Genomic DNA, 18,097 nt, shown 5'->3' on the forward strand with positions numbered 1-18,097 from the left:
ATCAGTACGAAAGGGACGTCTGCGTCCCTTGGTTTCAAAAGGGGAAGCCTGTACTCAATAACCGGAGAAGCCTTGACCGAACCCTCATTGGCGGTGTATGAGCCGGTCCAGGCTTCGACAGCAGGAAGAATCTCAGCGGGCTTGGGCAGCTCAATTCGTTCAACGCGACCAATTGTCCGTTGAATCCATCAAGAGAGTGAATCGTCGGATTCCAAAGTGCGATGCCCAATCCTGAGCGGGCGGCTTCGATTGCCTGGGCGTAGTCACCCATCACCCTGTCGATGGGCTTCGAAGTCAGGCGTTTGCCATGATGGCTCATCCACGCTCGCCACAGTGTCGTGTCGCCGCTGTGTAGCAGCGCAGTATCCTGTATTAAAGACAACGGCTGTTCGTTCATGGCGAGAACTTCGGGTGACACCACGGGGCAAAGCGACTCCTCGAATAGTGGCTCCTCGTCTCCGTCATTCCATTGTCCGCGCCCGTATCTGATGGCCAGATCGACCTCCCCTGAGGACAGGCTGGCATTCAATGCAGAGGTGACCAGTTCGATACGTAAATCCTGAGTCGTACCTTCGAGTTCGGTTAGGCGCGGGATCAACCAGAAACGCGCGAAGGACGGCGTAGTGGCCAATTTGACGATGGGCAAGGTATGGCCGACGGGCCGGGGCTGTCGCGCTTGTTTCAGTTGGTCAAAGGCATGGGCGACTTTGGCCAGCGCGATTTGTCCAGTGGCCGTCACGGTGACACCGCGCGCATGGCGGTCGAACAGGGAGCATTGAAACCATTTTTCAGCCATTTCCACACGTCGGCTGATGGTCGCATGTGTAACTTCCAGTTCCGCTGCTGCAGCAGTGAAGGAACCTGTACTGGCGGCGGCAAGGGCAGCTTGCAGGGCTTCGAAAGGAGGGAAAATATCGTCTGAGCTGTACGTCATATGCACAGCTTATGGATAAGTAGTGCTATAGGTCAACAGCCCGGGGGTTTCTATGCTGCGCTGCCATATTTATTGAGATAGCAGCATGTCGTGTTTGAAAGCGCTCATTTCGCCATTGGTGTTCATCGCTCAAGTGGCAGGGCTTTGGGCGGGCAATTATTGTTATGCCGCCTCGAGCTTGGAAAGGCCAATCGTACGAGGTTATGAAGGGAATGGAGGCGTCACCGTTGAACTGGTCATGTCTGGCTCACCTGGAAAAGAATGTGCATTGCTCAGGATTCGAGGAACGGAAGCGGAAGCGGGGGCCGTGGTACATCAGGCAAACGTTCAGCGCTCACCGGTTTCGACATCCTTTGTAGAAATTATCAACGGGGTTTCACGGACAATTTTTGAGGTACGAATGCATCAGGGTTTTCTTCCGCGTAAAGACCAGGAGCCTTATGTCTTGGGAGAAAGCGCCCGCTTGGAGAGACTGAGTAATATCGGCATGGAGCTACAGAGGTTTGGAACTGAGGAATTTGCCGCTCATCAAGCTGGGACACAGACCGCCTTGTGCGAAGATTTGACCGGAAACCGTCCTTGATCGAACGGATTCTTTTGGCCGGAAGGTGAAACTGGTGGTCGTCGCTGATCTGGTTGATCCATAGCGAAGCCTGAATAGCCGTTGGCCTATACTGCGCTGACCAAATATCCGGAGCAGCAGTGTGAAGAAGACCCTGGTGGGAGTTATCGAGGCGGGAGAGCCGCTGATACAACAGGCCATCAATGCGCAGCGACGCTACCACGCCGCCCAGGACGCCGGCCAGCCGGCACAGGAGGTCGAACGCCTGCGGCTGGAGGCCGAGTCGCTGTACCAGGCTGTCACCGAGTACCAACTGCGGTCGCTCGGCGGGCCTGCACGCTCGTTGCACTAATTTCAACTTATCTCCGGCCGTCTGGCGTCGGCGGCATGCCGCCGTAGGTGCGAGGAATCCCGCCGATCTGCCGATTCTTCAGCTCTGTATTTTCCACGAGTGCGTCGGACAGCTCCCAGGTCATGTGCTCGATCCTGGCGTTCAACCTGGTGATCTCGGCCGCCTGGGCCTGATGGATGGCCACCAGCTTTTCGATGTTCTCCCTGGCCTGGTCGAGCTCATGTTGTAGCTGCTCGCACTCGGCCTCAACAAGCCGCGCATGCTGGCGCAACATTTGAACAGGCGTGGGCATGCCCAGCGCGAAGCTGTCGTCTTCGATGATCACGGTCTCGCCCATTTATACTGTTTGGATGTACAGTAATCGAGGTGAGCGTATTTTGACCATCGGAGCTGACGAGAGGCAGAGCAGTCTGGGGAACTAACCTATCGGGAATCTGGCGCTAGCGTGCTCCGGCGACGAAGTCTCTGCACACTACATCCGATATGGCCCGGGCAAGGGATCCTTTGAACAAGGGCGTAGGCTCATCGTCACCGCTGGCGTTTTCAAGGTCCGTCACCGAAGAGCCGGCGCCCAAGAACAGTACCCTGCGCTGGACGCAATCGAACTGCCGCTTTGAGTAGCTGATCCCGCTGATGCCTGTTCTCTGAGTGATCACCTCAAGGCCTGAATCGGTCTCGGTCACGCTGATAATCGAATACTCAGCATTAGGATCGGACGGGGCTGTAATGGGGGCAGCATGTGCCCACGGGCTTAACACCACCGCTGACCAGATGGCAATTTGCTTCCCTATCATGGCTATTCCCTGTGCGTTTTGAACGGTGCAGGGAATATACGGTAGTGGACATTTCCGGGATGTGAAGGAGGCAGGTTAGAAAGCTGACGAGTTGCAGGAGGAAGGGATTGTGTTCGGTCGGCAGGACGCCGAAGGAGGGGTGAAAATTGGTTCCAAAACTCAAGGCACGTACCGTGGCAGAATGCGGCCTGTAGCCGGGCGGTAACTCGAAAGTTTTGGAACTGAAATGTGGTGCAAGGGTGCGGCGGGCTGGCGTCTTCGTATCGGTCTTGAAAACCGCGTTTCTGGGGCATGGAAAAATGTCGGCGCTGACAAAACTTCGGCTACTTGGTGGGCTTTGCCAGCGCTCCTACGCGGCGGTAAACCCGCTCAGTGATTTCCCTGCTACGAACGGAAAACGATAAGGCGCTGGCGGGCAGCGCGGGAGGGTCAGTCCCGTCGGACCCTGAAGCCGAACATGCACTCAACATCATGGTGTTCGCGCTTTTGATAGGCCTTGAACTTGGCCTGCGAGGGCGTGCTGGCCAGCATCTGGGCTTCAACTCAAGCAAGGGCACAGGGCAGGACAGATGGTTTTGGCGGTGCCTTGTAATTTGAGCTTACTGGAATGGTAACTGTCTCGAGTCCGTAACTAGCACGGGCTGAACAAAGCCTTCGGTATCACCATTCAGCCACGATTGTTCTGTTCGTGATACGTAGAATTTAACGGCTGCGCCAAATTCGTCGGTTGAAGCTGCTGCGATCAATGTGTGCTGCGGATACTGCGTGCGCCACTGCTGAGACACTGCGTTGATCAACAGCAAGGCATGTGCAAGATGATCGTCCTCCAGGTAATCGTCGATACGCAGTGAGTTGACCCAGCATTCAACGCTCGTCTCGTCCGGGCAGAGCGCTCTTTGCACAGTTCGAAGTCTTTTCTTGAAAACGGTCAGTAGAAAGCACCCCTCCCACTCACTGAACCCTTCCGCGATCAGTCTAATCAGCTCATTTGGCAAATTTTTACCGCTGAGCGTTACTGCCTCAAGCTCTTGGGACATCAGCTGATTTATGACCACTCCGACTCCCCTAAGTACCTTTCCATGGCGTTGTCTGCCGAGTTGTTAAGCTTTTTGTCTTCCAACAGCATGTTGACGGATTTGGACGCGTCTATGAAGGTTTTCGTGTCCGGATCGTCTACTTTGTGGCTGAAGGTCGCGACGGGATGTGGGTCATGGCATTTTTTCATGTAGACGCCGGCCTTCGCGGCCAGAGTGGTAGCCGCACTGTGCTTATCTGTTTGCCAATCGCCGCGCCAAGGCCCCTCCAAATGAACCAGACCAAGTAGAGCGAGGCGGCCCGGCGTCGCGCCCTTGAAGATCAGCTGCCGGCCAACAACGAAATCCACCACCCGGAAGGGCGCAAGCCACGAACCTTACGCGCCGAAGGTCTTTTCCACGGAATGAGGTTGCACAAAACAGCTGTATGTATGTACAGTTGTTTTGTGGCTGAGAATTCACTCGGCTCAACTTAACGAAACTCGTTTCTATGGAGAAACTTTATGAATGGAAGCATTGTTCGGTTTGCTCTTTTGCTCGGCATCGCTGCCGGATCTATCGGCGCAGCTCAAGCTGATAGTTCGCCTGTTGGCCTGTGGCGAATGACGTCGTTTACCATTCCGGGCGGAGCTGTGGCGACTAATCAGTCGGTCTGCCTAAAGGCCGATAGCACTTGGTATTCCACCAGTGAGCCGAACTGGAATGGCAGCTGGTACAAGAACGAAAAAGAGGTCCGTTGGTACGGAAGTATTCCTATCGCTCAGATCGGTAATGTCGCAAGCATGGCGATGGGCAAGCTGGATAGCCCCACCACCATGACTGGCAACTATTCGGAATGGACCGCCCCCGGCACTCCGCCTCTTTCCTTCGACCGGCACTTCACCTACTCGATGACCTTTCTACAGGCTGAGTGCCCACCACCGAAGTAGTGAACAATAGGCGAGGGGCATCGAGTAAAGCTGCCCCTCGCTCCATTCCTTTTAAATCGAACTGGAACGGCGGCCAGCCCAGGACGTCGGCCAGCCGGCGAAATACCAGCTATGGTCACTCGGCGGGCCCGCACGCTCACTGCACTGAGCTTGGCGTCGGGCTCAAGCACGAGTGCTTGCGAGAAGCCGGTAGCGAACAAAGCGTGTGCCGTCGACGTTGACCTCTCCGTCCGGTTGAAACCCTACTCGAAGAATACCCTTGATCCGGGTTCTAGTCGGTGCAAGCAAGACAGTGACCGATTCCAGCCCCATCTCCTGAAAGGCTCGCCGAACGATCTCATCATAAATTGCTTTGCCCAGGCCCCAGTAGTCCGGATGTAAAACCAGGGCGAGGTCTGCATCACCTTCTGTTTGCTGCAACCCACCCCAGCCGGCAAATTTTTGATCCACCATGAACGCCCAGGGGCCATATCCGTTGAGCATCCACTGCGACTCTTTTTCGGCGACCCACGCTGAGCATTTGGCTTGGTCGAAATCAGGGCGGCCCAAGGGCATGTGGCGCAAGACAACCGGGTTGTTGTTGAGGTCGATGATGTCGGCGCTGCTGATTTCACTGAGTCGCTTGAATTGCAGGTCCATGCTTTGCCTTTTCCGCGATGTTTAATGCTGGTTTGCACCCGCGCAGACGAACGAACCTAGCCGGCGGGCTTGTGCTCTGCAGTCCCTTTCGCAAGGTCAACGGCGGCGGTAATGGCTGCTCGCGCTTGCGGGCTGTTCTTCCAGCAGGTCGAGCCTAGCGCGGCTGACGCCTGAGCCAAAATGTCACTGACATCCGATTTGGCTAACCCTGCTAGCGATTCAATACCCATCTGTTCGAGCCGGGTAATGACGGTTGTGCCTACGCCCTTGAGTGTGAGCAATGCCGCTCGCTCTTTCGGTGAAAATGGCATCTGAGAAATCCTTTTCAGGGTATGAGTATTTGGAGGATTGCATGGGAGATCATATAGGGCAGGTGGGTTCCTGTTCACTCCAAGTGCAGGTAGCCCTGTGGGATTATTCGGCCCACACGACCTGATAAAGGACGGATACAACAATCAACCTTAAGAAAACACATTTAAATCAATCTGTTAGCTTCTTTCTGGAGTTCGGATACAAAAAATTTCAAAACTCCCGTGTACAGGTGTGGAATGCCAAGGGTAATTTCACCCTCAAGCTGTGCGGTCAACTGCAATGGAATGCAGCCTGTAGCAACCCGGATCTTCATGCCTCCACCGGGTTTGCACCTACTACAATAGAGGGAGCTAATCGTGAACTGCATTTTCTGTGCAATCGCCAAGAAAGAATCACCGGCTGCCGTTATCTACGAAGACGAGCAGTGCCTGGCCTTTCTCTCCATCCAGCCGATTACTCCTGGCCATGTCCTGGTCATTCCCAAGGCCCACGCAAGCGGCCTGGGTGATATCCCTCCTCAAACCTGTGGCCACATGATGCGTGTGGGTCAACGGGTGGCGGCCGCCCTGCGTGAAAGCGGCTTGAGCCTCAATGAACACCCCTGCGAAGGTATCAACCTGCTGCTGTGCGATGGCGCTGTGGCCGGGCAGACCGTGGGCCACGCCCACCTGCATGTACTGGCCCGCTTTGTCGGTGACGGTTTCAACCTGGGTCATGCGGACCTTCCACTCGCTACGCCCCAAGTGCTGGGCGAGCGCGCAGAGCAGATCCGTCGAGCCTTGACCTCGCTGCCACCGGTTTAACTGCAAGTCGCTTTAGTTTAAAGGCACGCCCGCGATAAGAGGGTTGCGTGCCTTGCTGTGCGCAGTAAGCAAATCATCAACTTGTAGGCATCTACGCAAGGAGGCGAAGCTATGTATTGTACTGTGGAAACTTAGGTCGTGCGCTGGGCTGAGTTGAACACTACAGATCACAATAAGAAGGGAATTCTCATGCCGTCACTCGCAAGTAACAAGGCTGCCTTGCCTTCGGCAAATATGCAGTTGGTAAAGGATGATTCAGCCGGATCGGCAATCTACAGTTTCTATGATTCAGTACTTCAAGACTTGTGCCAGTCTGACAAGGTCCAAGTCAGGCAGGTGGTTACGCCAGCGCAGTTTCTCGAACTGTCTCGTGCCCGCAGCCGGTTGTACGGGCAGCGAAAGGTTTACTACAAGACGTTGTTTGGTAACGCGGTCGACGACACCGTATGCCTGGATGAGTACGACCCGCGTTCCTACGTGTTTGCCTTTTATTATGATGGTGAAATTATCGGCACCCAGCGTATTACGCCTTTCCCTCACGAGTCGGGCGAGTTCATCAGCCATGAACAACTGGTGCGGTTCTCCGGGCCCAATTACGAGAATGAGTGCGTCGAACTCTCGCGACTTATTGTCGACAAGCATTCCCCGGTCAAGAACGTGGTCAACGGCTTGGCGATGACCGGCGCCTCGCTGGTCGCCCTGGAAGGCGGCTACAAAACCTTCATCACCTACGTAAAACCGCGGCTTGCGCCGAAGTTCGACAGCTTCGTCTTTGATCAGGACGGTATCTTCTTCCAGATCAAAGCCCGCGGTGATCACTACTACGCCCTGTACAAAGGCGATCTGATGCCGTCGGTCACGCCCTTCTTCGGCCTGCAAAGCTGCCCTGTAGACCTGAAGGACATTGATGATTTGATTCGCTACACCTTGGCGGCCCGTACCGCGAGGCAGTCACTGGCGGGATGAGCATCCAAAAACAACGACAACATTGAGGTTGATCCAAGATGGAAGCCAGGAACAAAGAAGTGGTCATCGAGTTTTACGAGCGCATGTTTGGCCAGCGGGAACTGGCGGTCGCCGATACGTTGATTGCCGAGGATTATGTACAACACAACAATGTATTTATCCCACCGCGCCGCGAAGGCTTCAAGACCTACTTTACGCAGTTCTTCAAAACATTCCCCGAGTCGGGTACCAGCATTGAACGGGTATGCGCCGAAGGCGATTATGTCTTCCTGTATGCCAAGCACTGGGCCAAGCACAGGTTCTTTACGGTGAATTACAAGGTGATCGATATCTATCGTGTGGAAAACGGTGTGCTGATGGAACACTGGGACACTATCGAAGGCCTGGGGTTCTTCTCCAAGTTCATCTACATCATAAAGTCCGTGCTGCGCCTGTAAGTCCGTGTTCGCTTGATATTATAAAAAGTGTCATGAATGATTTATCAACCCGCCAAGGAAGAGAGTGAAATGACTGAAGTGACCGCGTTTCGCAAAGAGCTGAAAGCCATCTGTGATGCCGAATGGGAAAAGATCAAGGCCGGCCGCTTTTTCCAGATGATGAAACGCCCCGAGTTGCAGCGTGAGCTTTACATCAAGTCGATTGTCCAGGTGTATCACTACACCAAGAACAACGCGATCAACCAAGCGGTGGCGTGCTGGAACCAGGACCATAAAAAGGTCGGCCTGCTGCGTTTTGCGATGAAGCATGCGCTGGAAGAACTGGGCCATGAAAACATGGCGTACAACGACCTGATCGCCATTGGCGTCGACAAGTCCGAGTTCGATAAGCCGATGCTGCCGGCCACAGAGGCGTTCTACGGCTACCTGGATTTCGTCTCTGTGTGCCGCGGCATCATTCCACGGCTGGGCTACAGCTTCTGGGCCGAGGACTGCTACGAGCACCTCGAGCCATTGATGGATGTCTGCAAGAACCATCTCAAGCTGACCGACCAACAACTTACCTTCTTTGTCGCCCACGCGATCATCGACGAGAAACACTCCGAGCAAGTCAACGCAGCCATCGACCGCTGGGTCGTGACCGACGAAGAAAAAGAGTCGGTCAAGCAAGTCGCACGCACCACGGTTTACTTGATGGGCAAGATCCTCGAGTCGGTCGCCGACGAGTTCTGAGGCTTGGCAACAGGCGTCCTCGCGCACCCGCTGCGCGAGGAGTTTTTACAGGGCGTGCATAACAATAAAACGATCGGCCGGTCTGGCGCTTGTCCAACCGCCTGGCTGCCTCGGTCAATTCACTAGGAGGTGACATGAGTAGCAATAGCGACATGATTACCTGGGGCATGATGTTGCGCAAAATCCCCTCGATCGCCCGGGCCATTCCTCGGCTCGTCAGGGGAATCAAAGCTTCCAAGCTCAAGGTCGATCAGCCCTGCGGCCTGGGGTGGGCCTTCGAACAGGCGGTTGCGCGCAACCCTCAAGGACCGGCGTTGCTCTACAAGGACAATCGTTTCAGTTATGAACAGGTCAACCAGTGGGCCAACCGTTTCGCCCACTACCTGCTTGCCCGTGGCCTGAAAAAAGGCGATGTGGTCGGTATATTTATTGAAAATCGCCCGGAATTGCTGGTCAGCGTGCTGGCGGTCAGCAAGATCGGCGGTATCTGCGCCATGCTCAACACCTCGCAGACCAACAACGTCCTGATCCACAGTTTGAGCCTGGTCAATCCCTCGGCGATTATCGTTGGCGAAGAGTTGGTGCCATCCTTTGACGCGGTGCGTAACGAGGTTGCCATCGATGAGTTGAGCACGTTCTTCCTGGCTGACACCGACACCACTCGCGATGCGGGCGTCGCGCCCGAGGGTTACATCAACCTGACCCGCGTCAGCGAAGCGCACTCCGCTGTCAATCCGGCGACCACCCAGCAGGTCTACCTGGACGACGCCTGCTTCTACATTTACACCTCCGGCACCACCGGTTTGCCCAAGGCCGGGGTGTTCAAGCACGGGCGCTGGATGAAAGTCTACGGTAGCTTCGGCATGATCGCCCTGGATATGCGCCCCGATGACATCGTCTATTGCACCTTGCCGCTCTATCACGGCACCGGGCTGTGCGTGAGCTGGGGCTCGGCATTGGCCGGGGCCTCGGGTTTCGCCATCCGCCGCAAATTCAGCGCCAGTCAGTTCTGGAATGACACACGCAAGTTCAAGGCCACCACCATTTGCTACGTCGGTGAATTGTGTCGCTACCTGATCGACCAGCCTCCCGCCGGCAACGATGGCGACAACCCGGTGGTGAAAATGATTGGCAACGGCCTGCGCCCGGGCGTGTGGGTCGACTTCAAGAGACGCTTCAACATCGAGCGGGTCTGCGAGTTCTATGCCGCCAGTGACGGCAACATCGGCTTTACCAACATTCTCAACTTCGAAAACACCATCGGCTTTGCCATCAACGCCTGGTCGCTGGTGGAGTACGAACACGACACCGGCGAGCCGCGGCGCAGCGCGAACGGTTTCATGCAGAAAGTCGGCAAGGGTGGCCAAGGTTTGTTGCTGGCCAAGATCGACGACGACGCCCCATTCGACGGTTACACCGATCCGGAGAAGAGCAAGAAGGTGGTGCTGTACGACGTTTTCGAGAAGGGCGATCGTTACTTCAACAGCGGCGACCTGATTCGCGATATCGGCTTTGGCCACGCCCAATTCGTCGACCGCCTGGGGGACACCTTCCGCTGGAAAGGCGAAAACGTCTCCACCACCGAAGTCGAAAACATCATGGTGCAACACCCCCACATCGCCGAAGCCGTGGCCTACGGTGTGGAAATCAAGAACACCAACGGTCGCGCGGGGATGGCCGCCATCACCCCATCGGCCCCGCTGGAGCAACTGGATTTTTGCGACCTGCTGCGCTTCGTCAAAAGCCAGATGCCCCACTACGCGGTGCCCATGTTCCTGCGCATCAGGACCTGCATGGAAACCACCGGCACGTTCAAATACCAGAAAACCAAGCTAAGGACCGAAGCCTTCGACCCCAGCCAAACCGGCGAAGACCCGGTCTACGCTTGGCTACCGGGCACCGAAACCTACGTGCGCGTGACTGAGCAGGTGCTGCAGGACATTCATGGCGGCAAGTTCCGCTACTGAAGGGCAACTGCGCGCGCGTCAAACCACAAGGCTGAACAAATGCGTAAGGCTGCTCACTCAAGCGGAGCAGCCTTACGCGCTCTGGTATCCCCGTCATAGCGCTCCGCGCCCCATTGGATGCATGCCCACGACCACTTGATTACAGCGCTAGGTGCTCTGGCCCTTGTGGCGCAGGGCATTCCGAGGTACAGGGTAAAGTGCCTTCAGCTGTGAGATCGCAGGAGCGTTCGATGATGTCCACTCCCTCACTGCCGGCCATGCTGCCCCTCAAGCGCGATGTGCGCCTTGCGCTGACGGTCTGGACGATCTGGTCGTCGCGCCAGCGCGCGTTGAGCGAGGTCAACGTACACTGCCTCAACCTCCCCCTGGCGCTGGACACCTATGCCGAAGGTATCAACAGGCAGAACTGGCCGCGAGCGAAATCAAGGAACTCGTCGCGCAACTCATGACGATGCAGCAAAGCAGTCCGCTGCAACCGCTCATGGACACGCCTTGTGTCGGATCTTGGGCTCGCGAACGCATGGACGCATTCCGTCGCCTCACCAGAACTTTAGCGCTGACTTTGAATCATATGGCACATCAATCATCGCCTCTGGAGGCGTTCGAATCATGAGAAAACCTTTGTAGCTGTTTTTGCGTGTGCGTTTGCACTGGGGGCAACTGCGCTGCTGCCTGCCGAGTTTTCGCCCATTGGCTCAGCCTACGCGAAAGACGGTGGCCATGGTGGAGGAAATGGCGGCGGGCATGGCGGGAATGGCGGAGGCCGGGGCGGTCAAGGCAGCAAGGGTGATGGCTTTGGTGGAGATCATGCAGGTAAGGCAACCCGCGATCATGGCGTGAGCGGCAATCACTACGGCAGCGACCGCAACGACGATAATGGCCATGGTTCCGCCACCTCTGGTATCGCCCACTCCAAGGATACTCGTGGCCTGTCAAAGTCGACGGCTATTTCTCGAACTACTCCAGGCGATCATAATTCCAAAGGACTGAGAAATGCAGTCAGCTCGTCCTCAAAGAATGACCGTTGAGGCGTCTACTTCTATCTGTCCATCGTTAGTAAAGTAGCCCAGCCCCGCGCTGGGCTTTTTTGCATTTGGCTACCGCCCAGCCCCGCGCCGATGCCGCCCGATGCTCATGAACGGCTGAGGGTGGCGTGTGAGCGGTCCAGGGCAACGAGCGTGGAGTAGCGGCGTCTTCAGCGATCAATCAGGGCGTGCGGGCATGTGCCCGAAACCTGGCATCGTCTGAATCCCAAACCAACTGATACCCCCCGCCATTCGGCACAGGGTTGGCAATCTCGTACTCTCGCCACTCCGTCATTGCCCGACCATCGATTTCCGTTGGCTTGCGCTCAAGCAACCACACAACGGCATTGATGAACTGCCCATGTGAAAACACTGCAATATCCTCGGCAGGATGCGCGGCGAGTCGATCCAGGAATACTTTCGCCCGAGAGACGAAGTCCAAAAACGACTCCGCTCCCACGCCATCCCGCAACGCTGGATCTGACTTGGCCCAATACGCCTCGACCCAGTCCCGCCGCTGGGTAACTGTGGTGTTGGCGCAGCGCGCCGGTTCAAGGTAGGTGAATTCTTGAACTGGCCAAGTTTCGAACGCTGCAGCAGGGAAGGCCGTGGCCGTCGCCTTGGCGGTTGCCTGGGCTCGGGAGAACGGTGAGGCAACGATCAACTGCGGCGCCTGGGTGAACGACCGGGCTACTCGTTGCGCTTGTTCGACACCCTTCTGCGTAAGGGGAATGCTTGCGTGATCGCGACTGGCTTCGCCTGCGTTTGCGGCGCTTTCACCGTGGCGAATCAGCCTGGTTTGCTTCATTGTTTACCTGTCTTTTGAAAGTGCATGGGACAATCTGGTTTAACATGACGCCAGATCAACAAGGAGGATTGATATGAACAACCCCAGCAAAAAGCCCTTCATCCTTGCCGGCGGTCCACTCATCGCCATGGGCGCAGGCTTTATTGCCGTGGGCCTGTCCGGGCAACCTGCATTCGCTTACACCGGCCTGGGCTTGCTTGTTCCCGGTGTAGTATTGGTCGCGATCGAGTTCTGCTCGAGGCGTCGACAAGCTTGAGGGGTAGGCATCAGCAGCATTGTTCACGATAAGGATATCCGTGCAAAACCCACAACCGACCGATCCATCCGATTCCCTCGCAACTTCACCCCCCGAAACGTTGATGAACTGGTCGATCAAGGCTCGCCTCATTGCGCCCAAGGACCTGCGCAATGGCATCCTGGCGATTACCATCGGGATGCTCGGGGTAGCCGGTATGCTCAGTTGGCTGGGGGGCGACAATTGGGTCTACGGGATATGTGCCGTTATGTACGTCCTGATGCTGCTGTTATTAACGGTCAGAACCCACCTCTCATTCCAGCTCACCCGCGACGGTATAACGATCAGCAAGTACGTACGCTCCGATCGCGCCGCCAGAATCACCATCGTGGTGGTTGTGGTGATCGAAGCGGTGGTGATGCTCTGGCTGGCGGTGGCGACCGGCACCTGGTGGCTGTTGCTGACGCCGCTGTTTATCGCCTACATCCTGCTCACCCGCGAGATGGCGCCGCCTTCGCCCGAAGCCTGTACGGAACATGAGCACGGCCCCGGCTGGGAGCAGTATCGCTACCTGACCATTGACCGCAAGCGCCGCATCCTGGTCCCGCATATCAGTGAGCTGTCCATCGGCTTCGAACTGCGTTTGCCCGACAAGGCGATGTTCGAAGAGTGCCTGGCGCTGTTACGTGAACTGTTGCCAGCGCAGGTCGAGTATCTGGAGCGGGATTGGGAGTACGCCTGACGCAACGCCAAAAGCAGCGCCCGTTAGTTTGCCTGCTTACCCAAGCCCTGCAACTTTTCCTGTAAATGCCGGATTTGCCAGTTGTCCTCGGGGTAGAACTGTCGGGCTATCTGGAGGGCTTGCGTATAGGTGCTGCGGGCTTTGCCGGTGTCACCCCTGGCTTCATGGATTTTGCCCAGGTTGTAATAGCGCAGCGACACTTTGGGGTGACGCTCGCCAAAGAATGCGATGTCGCTGCTCAGTGCCTTGTTCAGGAAGGCTTCGGCCTTTTCGTATTGTGCAAGGCCGAAGTAGGCGTCGCCGATGTTGTTCCAGCGGATGGCGACGCTAGGGTGGTTCGCACCATGGTTGGCCAGGTCGATATCCAGTGCCAGCTGATAATAGCCCAGTGCGTCCTGGTATCGGTGCTGAAGGTGGTAGGCAAAACCCAGGTTATTCAGTGCCGTGGCTACCGACGCGTCGTGTTCACCCAGCCGCCGCTTTCTGATCGCCAGGTTCTTTTCAAGGTTGTCGATGGCCTGGTCATACTGCCCCAGTTTGCTCAACGTCGTACCTAGGTTGTTGTAACTGTCGGCGGTGTGCAGGTCATCGTTGCCAAGTACTGCGATGCGCATGTCCAAGGCTTTCTGATGCTGGCTCAGGGCAGTCTCGAAGTTGCCCAGTCGCTCGTGGAAGTAACCAAGGTTGCTCCAGTAGGTCGCCTGCTGGCTGAGCGATACTTGGCCGTTGCGTTCGGCCGCTGCAAGTGCTTGGCTCATTAGCCGTATTGCCTGGCGATCATCCCCCAAGGCCGACACTGCCCGGGCTTTGACATTCAAGGTTTCGCTATCGCCAGGATCGCTTGAAAGCACGCGATCCGCTTCCTGGATCGATGCCTGGTATTCGTCCGCCAGTAACAGGTTCAAGGCTTTTTCGCTCGGCGGGGCAAGGGCGGCGCTTGCACACGCCATCATCACCAGCAACGGGAGAGGCAGCAGCATGTTCAATACATGAATACGCATGGTGTTCCTTCTAGTCGACGTGCAGTTCCAGCATCAGCTCTGCAGCTGTTTTGCTACGGCCTGTTCTCTTTTCAGTGCAATGGCCAGCATCGCCGCCGCTGTAATCCCGGGCATCATGAAGATATAGATTGTCGTTGGGAACGTGCGGCCAAAGTAGGCCCACGGCACGCCCCAAAGTGCGGTCGCGACCACCCCGGCAATCAGCAGGCGCTTGTAGCGTACTTCGGGGGTTGTGGCCATTGAGATCGCGTAGATTTTCCAGCTCGTCCACAGGCAGAACACTGACATCGAGATCGGCAGCAGAATGATCGCCCAGGCGAGCCAGCCTGTTGACGCCAGTGAGCCGAGTGCGCCAGCGAGAAAGAACAGTGCCCCCCAGATAAACACCAGGGTGACGGGCAACAATCCGGCAATCGCGCCGAAGGTTAGAACAATTCGAAGTTTGACCAGGTTACTCAAGAATCCGTCCATGGCTTGCGGCGCTCTCCATTCAAGCAGGGCGCCATCATACCCTTGCCGTCACCCAGGCAAAAACAAGACCTGTCGGCAAGGAATTTGGGAAGCGGGGCAGGGTGCTTTGCCTGGAAACTGATTTCAGTTTAGGCCGGAGGTGTTTGGGGATAAACGCCCGGGGCTGAAAGCTTTATTGGTGAAACAGTAACAATGCCGTTTGCCGCACAAGCAATAAGCGCTAATGGCGGTTATTATCCGCGCCCGCAGTGTGTACTGCGGATGTCTTAGTCAAGGAGCAGGCTTGTAATGAGTCGACGTGCTGCATGGAAGCTGATGGTGGGTGCGGGTATCGGGCTGTGTGTATTGCTCGTTGTGGCCCTGCTCAAGGAGCCCAGGGTGGTGCTCGCGAAGTTGCAGTTCCACGGCGGTGCCCATCCTCGCGATGACGCCAGGCAAGTACACGAGGTTTACCGCCAGGCCGTCGAGCAGCTGTTGGCCGCCCAGCACATCGATACGCAACGGCTGCAGATCGAACTCGATCCCCAGCAAAGTGACACCCTCGTGCTGCGTGGCCCTGAGCCAGCCCTGAGCGCCGCGCAGCGCCAGGCCTTGGCCAGCCAGCTCGATGCCATCCTGCAGGCGCGCAAGGCGGTGGTCTACAGCGTGCAATTGCAGCTGGACTACAGCCAGGCCAAACGACTGAATGCAGCGGGGCGGGAAATCGGCCCGGCCCCTGCCAACGTCGTCGCGATGGGACGCAAGGTAATACCGCTGTGGTTCGACTTTCCCTACGAGACGAGCCTCGATACCCGCATCAGCGACAGCGAGCGGCGCCATGCCTTCGCCGGTAGCAGCACGGTCAAGGCCGAAGTGGGCTGCCAGCTCGACAGTTTCGTGCAGAGCGCCTTGCCGTTCGTCATCACCGGCTTCAAGGCCGACAGCGCGCAACTACAGGGCGGCATGGACATTCTCACCCACGATAAGTTGACCCTGCGCGTGCCTGCCAGCCTGTATTTTGACGACCGTGACCTGCGCGAGCGCCTCGAGACGGGTGGGCTCAAGGTCAGCGTGGGAAGCGAGATGTCCTATGGCAAGTTTCGCTCGACCTGGCTGACGATTGAGTTCGGATCGCTTGGCGAGCACCCCTACCAACCCTTCGACATGGCCGACGCCGGGCGCCAGGGCCTGCGCGAGATGTGTGGCAACTACGCGTATCAGGCCGGGCGGCCGTTTTCGTTCTTCTACGGGGTAGGGCTGGACCGGCTGCAAAAGGTCGATATTGCGCCGCAGGGCTGAAGCTGAGCAGGAGCGCCGGTGTCGTGCCCGGCGTGATAGCATGCCGCCGCGTTTCAAGGCGCGTCATCCAACCTTCTCCACTGGCGTCACCGAAAGGACTCAGCAAACCCATGTATTTCACCCTGGAATTCTACAGCGCCCTCACTTCGCAGTTCTGGACGCCGGTCCTCGCCGGCGTACTCACCTGGATTCTCCTCTGGTTCCGCAGCCAGTCCTACGACGGCACCGGCGCCTGGACCCTGGGCTTGATCGTGGTGCTGTGCGCGGTGGCGTTCTTCCCCAATGGCTACCACGCTGTGTTCAACACCGGCCCGACCTTCTACACCCATGACCGTATCTACGCGCCTGACTACTCGGCAAAGTTCACCGCCGATGTGCTGCTGACCATCGCCGGTATGCTGGTGGGCATGCTCGCACGCAAGATCGTTATCAGCTTGCGCTAATCGCGAAACTTCACCACCTGGTTGCACTCGGGGCACTCGATCAGCTTCTGGGTGAAGACCTCGTGGGGCAGTAACCCGCGGTGCATCAACAGTCCTTCTCCCGGCTTGTACAGATGGTGCATGGATTTGTTGCATTCCGGGCAGCGCACAAACAGCGCGGTGAAGAAGAACAGGCAAAGGCCGGCGATGGCAAAGACTACGTAGGCTTCGAAGTACCGCGTTGCATCACGGTCGAACAGCACCCAGATCATGTAGAGGCCGCCGGTCCAGATCGTAATGTTGAGATCGACCTGCATGAGGATGGCGAGAAAACGGTGCTTGAGGGGTTTCAACAGGATCATCCATTGATCGTTCAAAGGCGCAATTGCGCAGGGGGATGCTAGCGCTACGGCGGCTATTCTACTCAAACGGGCGGCGCCAACCACTACCCCAACGACGCCACGCTGTTGAGCAAGGTCTTGACCAGTTGCGCCTGGCGCGTGGCGCCGGTCTTGGCGAAGACACCGCGCAGGTGGGCGCGCACGGTATTGCGCGATACCCCGAGTGCTTCGGCCGTCTCATCAAGGGTCTGGCCATCCATCACCAGCATGGCCACCTCGGTTTCCGTGCGGGTCAACTGGAACAGGCTGCGCAGCAGGTTGCGCGAGGCCTGTGGCGAGTCCGCCGGGTCGCGGATGAACACCGCCACGGCCGGGCGTCGGGTGCCGTTCTGGGCCTGGTAGCTCATGGCAATCGGGCGCAGCAACAGGTTCAGCGGCATCTCGCCGCTGGGCCGTGCCAGGGTCAGCACCTGCAGGTCGTCGAGGCCGCGCTGGCGCTGTTTCAACACCGCCTGGATGGCATGCTGCAGCGCGCGGTTCTCATGGCTGGCAAAGGCACACAGCTTGTCGTGCCTGCAGTCCAGTCCGTCGCGACTGTCAAACAGGCGCTGGGCGGCGCGGTTGCAGCGCATCATCCGGCCGTTCTCGTCGAGGATGGCCGTGCCGACCATCAGGCGGTCGATGGTGGCCGCATAGAGCTGGCGCTCGGCATCCAGTTGATCCACTGCCGAATGCAGGTCTACAGCCTGTTGCAGGTGCGGCAACAACAGGCGGATCAAGTTGATCTGCGCTTGATTGAAATCCTCGCTGGCGTGGTCGCGGCAGGCGAACAGGGCGCAGTGCATGCCGGCGGCGGTGCGCATGTTGGCCACCAGTACATGGCGCAGGTCCAGCGGCCGCAGGTAGTTGCGGTAAAACTCATGGCCCAGCCAGGCCTCGGTGCCCAGCACCTGGTCGGCACTGGCGACCTGGTCCACGGGCCAGTCGATGAACGGGCAGATCGAATAGTAATGCTCGCTGTAGGAGGGCTCGCCAGGCAACAGCGGGCCATGTACCGAGGCATTGACGATCAGCCCGGGGCGCTGGTGGTCGGGATTGCGCAGCACCAGGGTGAAGAAGCTGGCGGCGAAGCGTTGGCGCAGGACGTCCAGCAAACTGGCCCAGGGCGTCGACTCCAGCGGGCCGTGATAGACCAGCCCGAGCAGGCTGCTGAGCTCGGCAGGGGCAATGTCGAGGCTGGCGTGCAGGTCCGGGCAGGTAGGAAAGGGCAGGGTCATGCGCGCCTCTTTGGCTGCGTGTTGTTATGGCTCGAG

General features: G+C 57.5%; 24 protein-coding genes and 1 pseudogene. 14 read left to right on the forward strand and 11 right to left on the reverse strand.

The features are described from left to right. Positions 1 to 34: 34 nt before the first annotated feature. Complete coding sequence (locus LOY45_RS09820; RefSeq protein WP_134063289.1) at positions 35 to 934, reverse strand: LysR substrate-binding domain-containing protein; 900 nt, start codon at positions 932 to 934, stop codon at positions 35 to 37. Between the two features lie 85 nt (positions 935 to 1,019). On the opposite strand from LOY45_RS09820, the gene LOY45_RS09825 reads away from it, so the two are divergent. Both LOY45_RS09825 and LOY45_RS09830 read left to right on the forward strand, forming a co-directional pair. Next, positions 1,020 to 1,517, forward strand: coding sequence for a hypothetical protein (locus LOY45_RS09825; RefSeq protein ID WP_134063287.1), 498 nt, complete (start codon positions 1,020 to 1,022; stop codon positions 1,515 to 1,517). Between the two features lie 121 nt (positions 1,518 to 1,638). Next, on the forward strand, positions 1,639 to 1,848 hold the full coding sequence (locus LOY45_RS09830) for a hypothetical protein (protein ID WP_115086741.1): 210 nt from the start codon (positions 1,639 to 1,641) through the stop codon (positions 1,846 to 1,848). A 7-nt stretch (positions 1,849 to 1,855) separates the two neighbouring features. Here LOY45_RS09830 and LOY45_RS09835 read toward each other — a convergent pair whose 3' ends face one another. The 3 genes from LOY45_RS09835 to LOY45_RS09845 form a co-directional block, all read right to left on the reverse strand. Continuing rightward, entirely contained in the window at positions 1,856 to 2,185 is a 330-nt protein-coding gene (locus LOY45_RS09835; RefSeq protein WP_134063285.1) for a hypothetical protein, read from the reverse strand. Positions 2,186 to 3,241: 1,056 nt separating this feature from the next. Beyond that, on the reverse strand, positions 3,242 to 3,679 hold the full coding sequence (locus tag LOY45_RS09840; RefSeq protein ID WP_258579046.1) for a hypothetical protein: 438 nt from the start codon (positions 3,677 to 3,679) through the stop codon (positions 3,242 to 3,244). Between the two features lie 8 nt (positions 3,680 to 3,687). After that, positions 3,688 to 4,026, reverse strand: a complete 339-nt coding sequence (locus LOY45_RS09845) for a hypothetical protein (protein ID WP_258579047.1) — start codon at positions 4,024 to 4,026, stop codon at positions 3,688 to 3,690. A gap of 153 nt (positions 4,027 to 4,179) precedes the next feature. Here LOY45_RS09845 and LOY45_RS09850 point away from each other — a divergent pair, with 153 nt between their 5' ends. Further along, the gene (locus tag LOY45_RS09850) at positions 4,180 to 4,605 is read left to right on the forward strand and encodes a hypothetical protein (protein ID WP_258579048.1); all 426 of its coding nucleotides are present in this window, start codon (positions 4,180 to 4,182) and stop codon (positions 4,603 to 4,605) included. Between the two features lie 162 nt (positions 4,606 to 4,767). Here the strand turns inward: LOY45_RS09850 and LOY45_RS09855 are convergent, their stop codons facing one another. Beyond that, positions 4,768 to 5,244, reverse strand: coding sequence for a GNAT family N-acetyltransferase (locus LOY45_RS09855; protein ID WP_134063277.1), 477 nt, complete (start codon positions 5,242 to 5,244; stop codon positions 4,768 to 4,770). Positions 5,245 to 5,300: 56 nt separating this feature from the next. After that, entirely contained in the window at positions 5,301 to 5,555 is a 255-nt protein-coding gene (locus tag LOY45_RS09860; RefSeq protein WP_115087700.1) for a helix-hairpin-helix domain-containing protein, read from the reverse strand. Positions 5,556 to 5,912: 357 nt separating this feature from the next. Between LOY45_RS09860 and LOY45_RS09865 the strand changes: the two genes are divergently transcribed. From LOY45_RS09865 to LOY45_RS26980, 7 genes and pseudogenes are all read left to right on the forward strand, one after another. Beyond that, positions 5,913 to 6,359 carry an HIT family protein gene (locus tag LOY45_RS09865; RefSeq protein WP_115087699.1) on the forward strand — a complete coding sequence of 149 codons (447 nt, stop codon included), beginning with the start codon at positions 5,913 to 5,915 and terminating at the stop codon, positions 6,357 to 6,359. Positions 6,360 to 6,548: 189 nt separating this feature from the next. Beyond that, positions 6,549 to 7,325, forward strand: a complete 777-nt coding sequence (locus tag LOY45_RS09870; RefSeq protein WP_258579049.1) for an N-acyl amino acid synthase FeeM domain-containing protein — start codon at positions 6,549 to 6,551, stop codon at positions 7,323 to 7,325. A gap of 38 nt (positions 7,326 to 7,363) precedes the next feature. Continuing rightward, positions 7,364 to 7,762: a nuclear transport factor 2 family protein gene (locus LOY45_RS09875; protein WP_043859797.1), complete on the forward strand. Its 399-nt coding sequence runs from the start codon at positions 7,364 to 7,366 to the stop codon at positions 7,760 to 7,762. 69 nt (positions 7,763 to 7,831) lie between these two features. Continuing rightward, complete coding sequence (locus LOY45_RS09880; RefSeq protein WP_115087697.1) at positions 7,832 to 8,494, forward strand: iron-containing redox enzyme family protein; 663 nt, start codon at positions 7,832 to 7,834, stop codon at positions 8,492 to 8,494. A 134-nt stretch (positions 8,495 to 8,628) separates the two neighbouring features. Beyond that, positions 8,629 to 10,461: a long-chain-acyl-CoA synthetase gene (locus tag LOY45_RS09885; RefSeq protein ID WP_134063275.1), complete on the forward strand. Its 1,833-nt coding sequence runs from the start codon at positions 8,629 to 8,631 to the stop codon at positions 10,459 to 10,461. Positions 10,462 to 10,694: 233 nt separating this feature from the next. After that, entirely contained in the window at positions 10,695 to 10,910 is a 216-nt protein-coding gene (locus LOY45_RS09890) for a hypothetical protein (RefSeq protein WP_134063274.1), read from the forward strand. A gap of 201 nt (positions 10,911 to 11,111) precedes the next feature. After that, positions 11,112 to 11,207: pseudogene (locus tag LOY45_RS26980) on the forward strand (hypothetical protein); the annotation flags it as partial. Positions 11,208 to 11,667: 460 nt separating this feature from the next. Here LOY45_RS26980 and LOY45_RS09900 read toward each other — a convergent pair. Continuing rightward, positions 11,668 to 12,294, reverse strand: coding sequence for a histidine phosphatase family protein (locus LOY45_RS09900; RefSeq protein ID WP_115087693.1), 627 nt, complete (start codon positions 12,292 to 12,294; stop codon positions 11,668 to 11,670). Between the two features lie 73 nt (positions 12,295 to 12,367). On the opposite strand from LOY45_RS09900, the gene LOY45_RS09905 reads away from it, so the two are divergent. After that, entirely contained in the window at positions 12,368 to 12,550 is a 183-nt protein-coding gene (locus LOY45_RS09905; RefSeq protein ID WP_134063268.1) for a hypothetical protein, read from the forward strand. Positions 12,551 to 12,653: 103 nt separating this feature from the next. Next, positions 12,654 to 13,271: a hypothetical protein gene (locus tag LOY45_RS09910; protein ID WP_258579050.1), complete on the forward strand. Its 618-nt coding sequence runs from the start codon at positions 12,654 to 12,656 to the stop codon at positions 13,269 to 13,271. A 23-nt stretch (positions 13,272 to 13,294) separates the two neighbouring features. On the opposite strand, the gene LOY45_RS09915 is transcribed toward LOY45_RS09910, so the two are convergent. Beyond that, entirely contained in the window at positions 13,295 to 14,272 is a 978-nt protein-coding gene (locus tag LOY45_RS09915) for a tetratricopeptide repeat protein (protein ID WP_258579051.1), read from the reverse strand. A gap of 33 nt (positions 14,273 to 14,305) precedes the next feature. Then, a complete protein-coding gene (locus LOY45_RS09920; protein ID WP_134063262.1) occupies positions 14,306 to 14,731 on the reverse strand; it encodes a hypothetical protein in 426 nt (141 codons plus the stop codon). Between the two features lie 300 nt (positions 14,732 to 15,031). Between LOY45_RS09920 and LOY45_RS09925 the strand changes: the two genes are divergently transcribed. Then, a complete protein-coding gene (locus LOY45_RS09925; RefSeq protein ID WP_258579052.1) occupies positions 15,032 to 16,021 on the forward strand; it encodes a hypothetical protein in 990 nt (329 codons plus the stop codon). Positions 16,022 to 16,131: 110 nt separating this feature from the next. Beyond that, positions 16,132 to 16,464, forward strand: coding sequence for a hypothetical protein (locus LOY45_RS09930; protein ID WP_134063258.1), 333 nt, complete (start codon positions 16,132 to 16,134; stop codon positions 16,462 to 16,464). On the opposite strand, the gene LOY45_RS09935 is transcribed toward LOY45_RS09930, so the two are convergent. Beyond that, on the reverse strand, positions 16,461 to 16,805 hold the full coding sequence (locus tag LOY45_RS09935; RefSeq protein WP_115087687.1) for a hypothetical protein: 345 nt from the start codon (positions 16,803 to 16,805) through the stop codon (positions 16,461 to 16,463). The genes LOY45_RS09930 and LOY45_RS09935 overlap by 4 nt on opposite strands. A gap of 83 nt (positions 16,806 to 16,888) precedes the next feature. Then, positions 16,889 to 18,061 (reverse strand): helix-turn-helix transcriptional regulator, encoded by a 1,173-nt coding sequence (locus LOY45_RS09940; RefSeq protein WP_233674301.1) that lies wholly within the window; start codon positions 18,059 to 18,061, stop codon positions 16,889 to 16,891. Positions 18,062 to 18,097: the final 36 nt, after the last annotated feature.

Origin of the sequence: Pseudomonas wadenswilerensis (assembly GCF_024749185.1) — a bacterium.
Lineage (GTDB): Bacteria > Pseudomonadota > Gammaproteobacteria > Pseudomonadales > Pseudomonadaceae > Aquipseudomonas > Aquipseudomonas wadenswilerensis.

Coding starts and splice junctions, on each gene's coding strand:
- LOY45_RS09820 (WP_134063289.1), bottom strand. CDS start 934: ATGACGTACAGCTCAGACGATATTTTCCCTCCTTTCGAAGCCCTGCAA.
- LOY45_RS09825 (WP_134063287.1), top strand. CDS start 1,020: ATGTCGTGTTTGAAAGCGCTCATTTCGCCATTGGTGTTCATCGCTCAA.
- LOY45_RS09835 (WP_134063285.1), bottom strand. CDS start 2,185: ATGGGCGAGACCGTGATCATCGAAGACGACAGCTTCGCGCTGGGCATG.
- LOY45_RS09840 (WP_258579046.1), bottom strand. CDS start 3,679: ATGTCCCAAGAGCTTGAGGCAGTAACGCTCAGCGGTAAAAATTTGCCA.
- LOY45_RS09850 (WP_258579048.1), top strand. CDS start 4,180: ATGAATGGAAGCATTGTTCGGTTTGCTCTTTTGCTCGGCATCGCTGCC.
- LOY45_RS09855 (WP_134063277.1), bottom strand. CDS start 5,244: ATGGACCTGCAATTCAAGCGACTCAGTGAAATCAGCAGCGCCGACATC.
- LOY45_RS09860 (WP_115087700.1), bottom strand. CDS start 5,555: ATGCCATTTTCACCGAAAGAGCGAGCGGCATTGCTCACACTCAAGGGC.
- LOY45_RS09870 (WP_258579049.1), top strand. CDS start 6,549: ATGCCGTCACTCGCAAGTAACAAGGCTGCCTTGCCTTCGGCAAATATG.
- LOY45_RS09875 (WP_043859797.1), top strand. CDS start 7,364: ATGGAAGCCAGGAACAAAGAAGTGGTCATCGAGTTTTACGAGCGCATG.
- LOY45_RS09880 (WP_115087697.1), top strand. CDS start 7,832: ATGACTGAAGTGACCGCGTTTCGCAAAGAGCTGAAAGCCATCTGTGAT.
- LOY45_RS09885 (WP_134063275.1), top strand. CDS start 8,629: ATGAGTAGCAATAGCGACATGATTACCTGGGGCATGATGTTGCGCAAA.
- LOY45_RS09890 (WP_134063274.1), top strand. CDS start 10,695: ATGTCCACTCCCTCACTGCCGGCCATGCTGCCCCTCAAGCGCGATGTG.
- LOY45_RS09900 (WP_115087693.1), bottom strand. CDS start 12,294: ATGAAGCAAACCAGGCTGATTCGCCACGGTGAAAGCGCCGCAAACGCA.
- LOY45_RS09905 (WP_134063268.1), top strand. CDS start 12,368: ATGAACAACCCCAGCAAAAAGCCCTTCATCCTTGCCGGCGGTCCACTC.
- LOY45_RS09910 (WP_258579050.1), top strand. CDS start 12,654: ATGAACTGGTCGATCAAGGCTCGCCTCATTGCGCCCAAGGACCTGCGC.
- LOY45_RS09915 (WP_258579051.1), bottom strand. CDS start 14,272: ATGCGTATTCATGTATTGAACATGCTGCTGCCTCTCCCGTTGCTGGTG.
- LOY45_RS09925 (WP_258579052.1), top strand. CDS start 15,032: ATGAGTCGACGTGCTGCATGGAAGCTGATGGTGGGTGCGGGTATCGGG.
- LOY45_RS09930 (WP_134063258.1), top strand. CDS start 16,132: ATGTATTTCACCCTGGAATTCTACAGCGCCCTCACTTCGCAGTTCTGG.
- LOY45_RS09935 (WP_115087687.1), bottom strand. CDS start 16,805: ATGATCCTGTTGAAACCCCTCAAGCACCGTTTTCTCGCCATCCTCATG.
- LOY45_RS09940 (WP_233674301.1), bottom strand. CDS start 18,061: ATGACCCTGCCCTTTCCTACCTGCCCGGACCTGCACGCCAGCCTCGAC.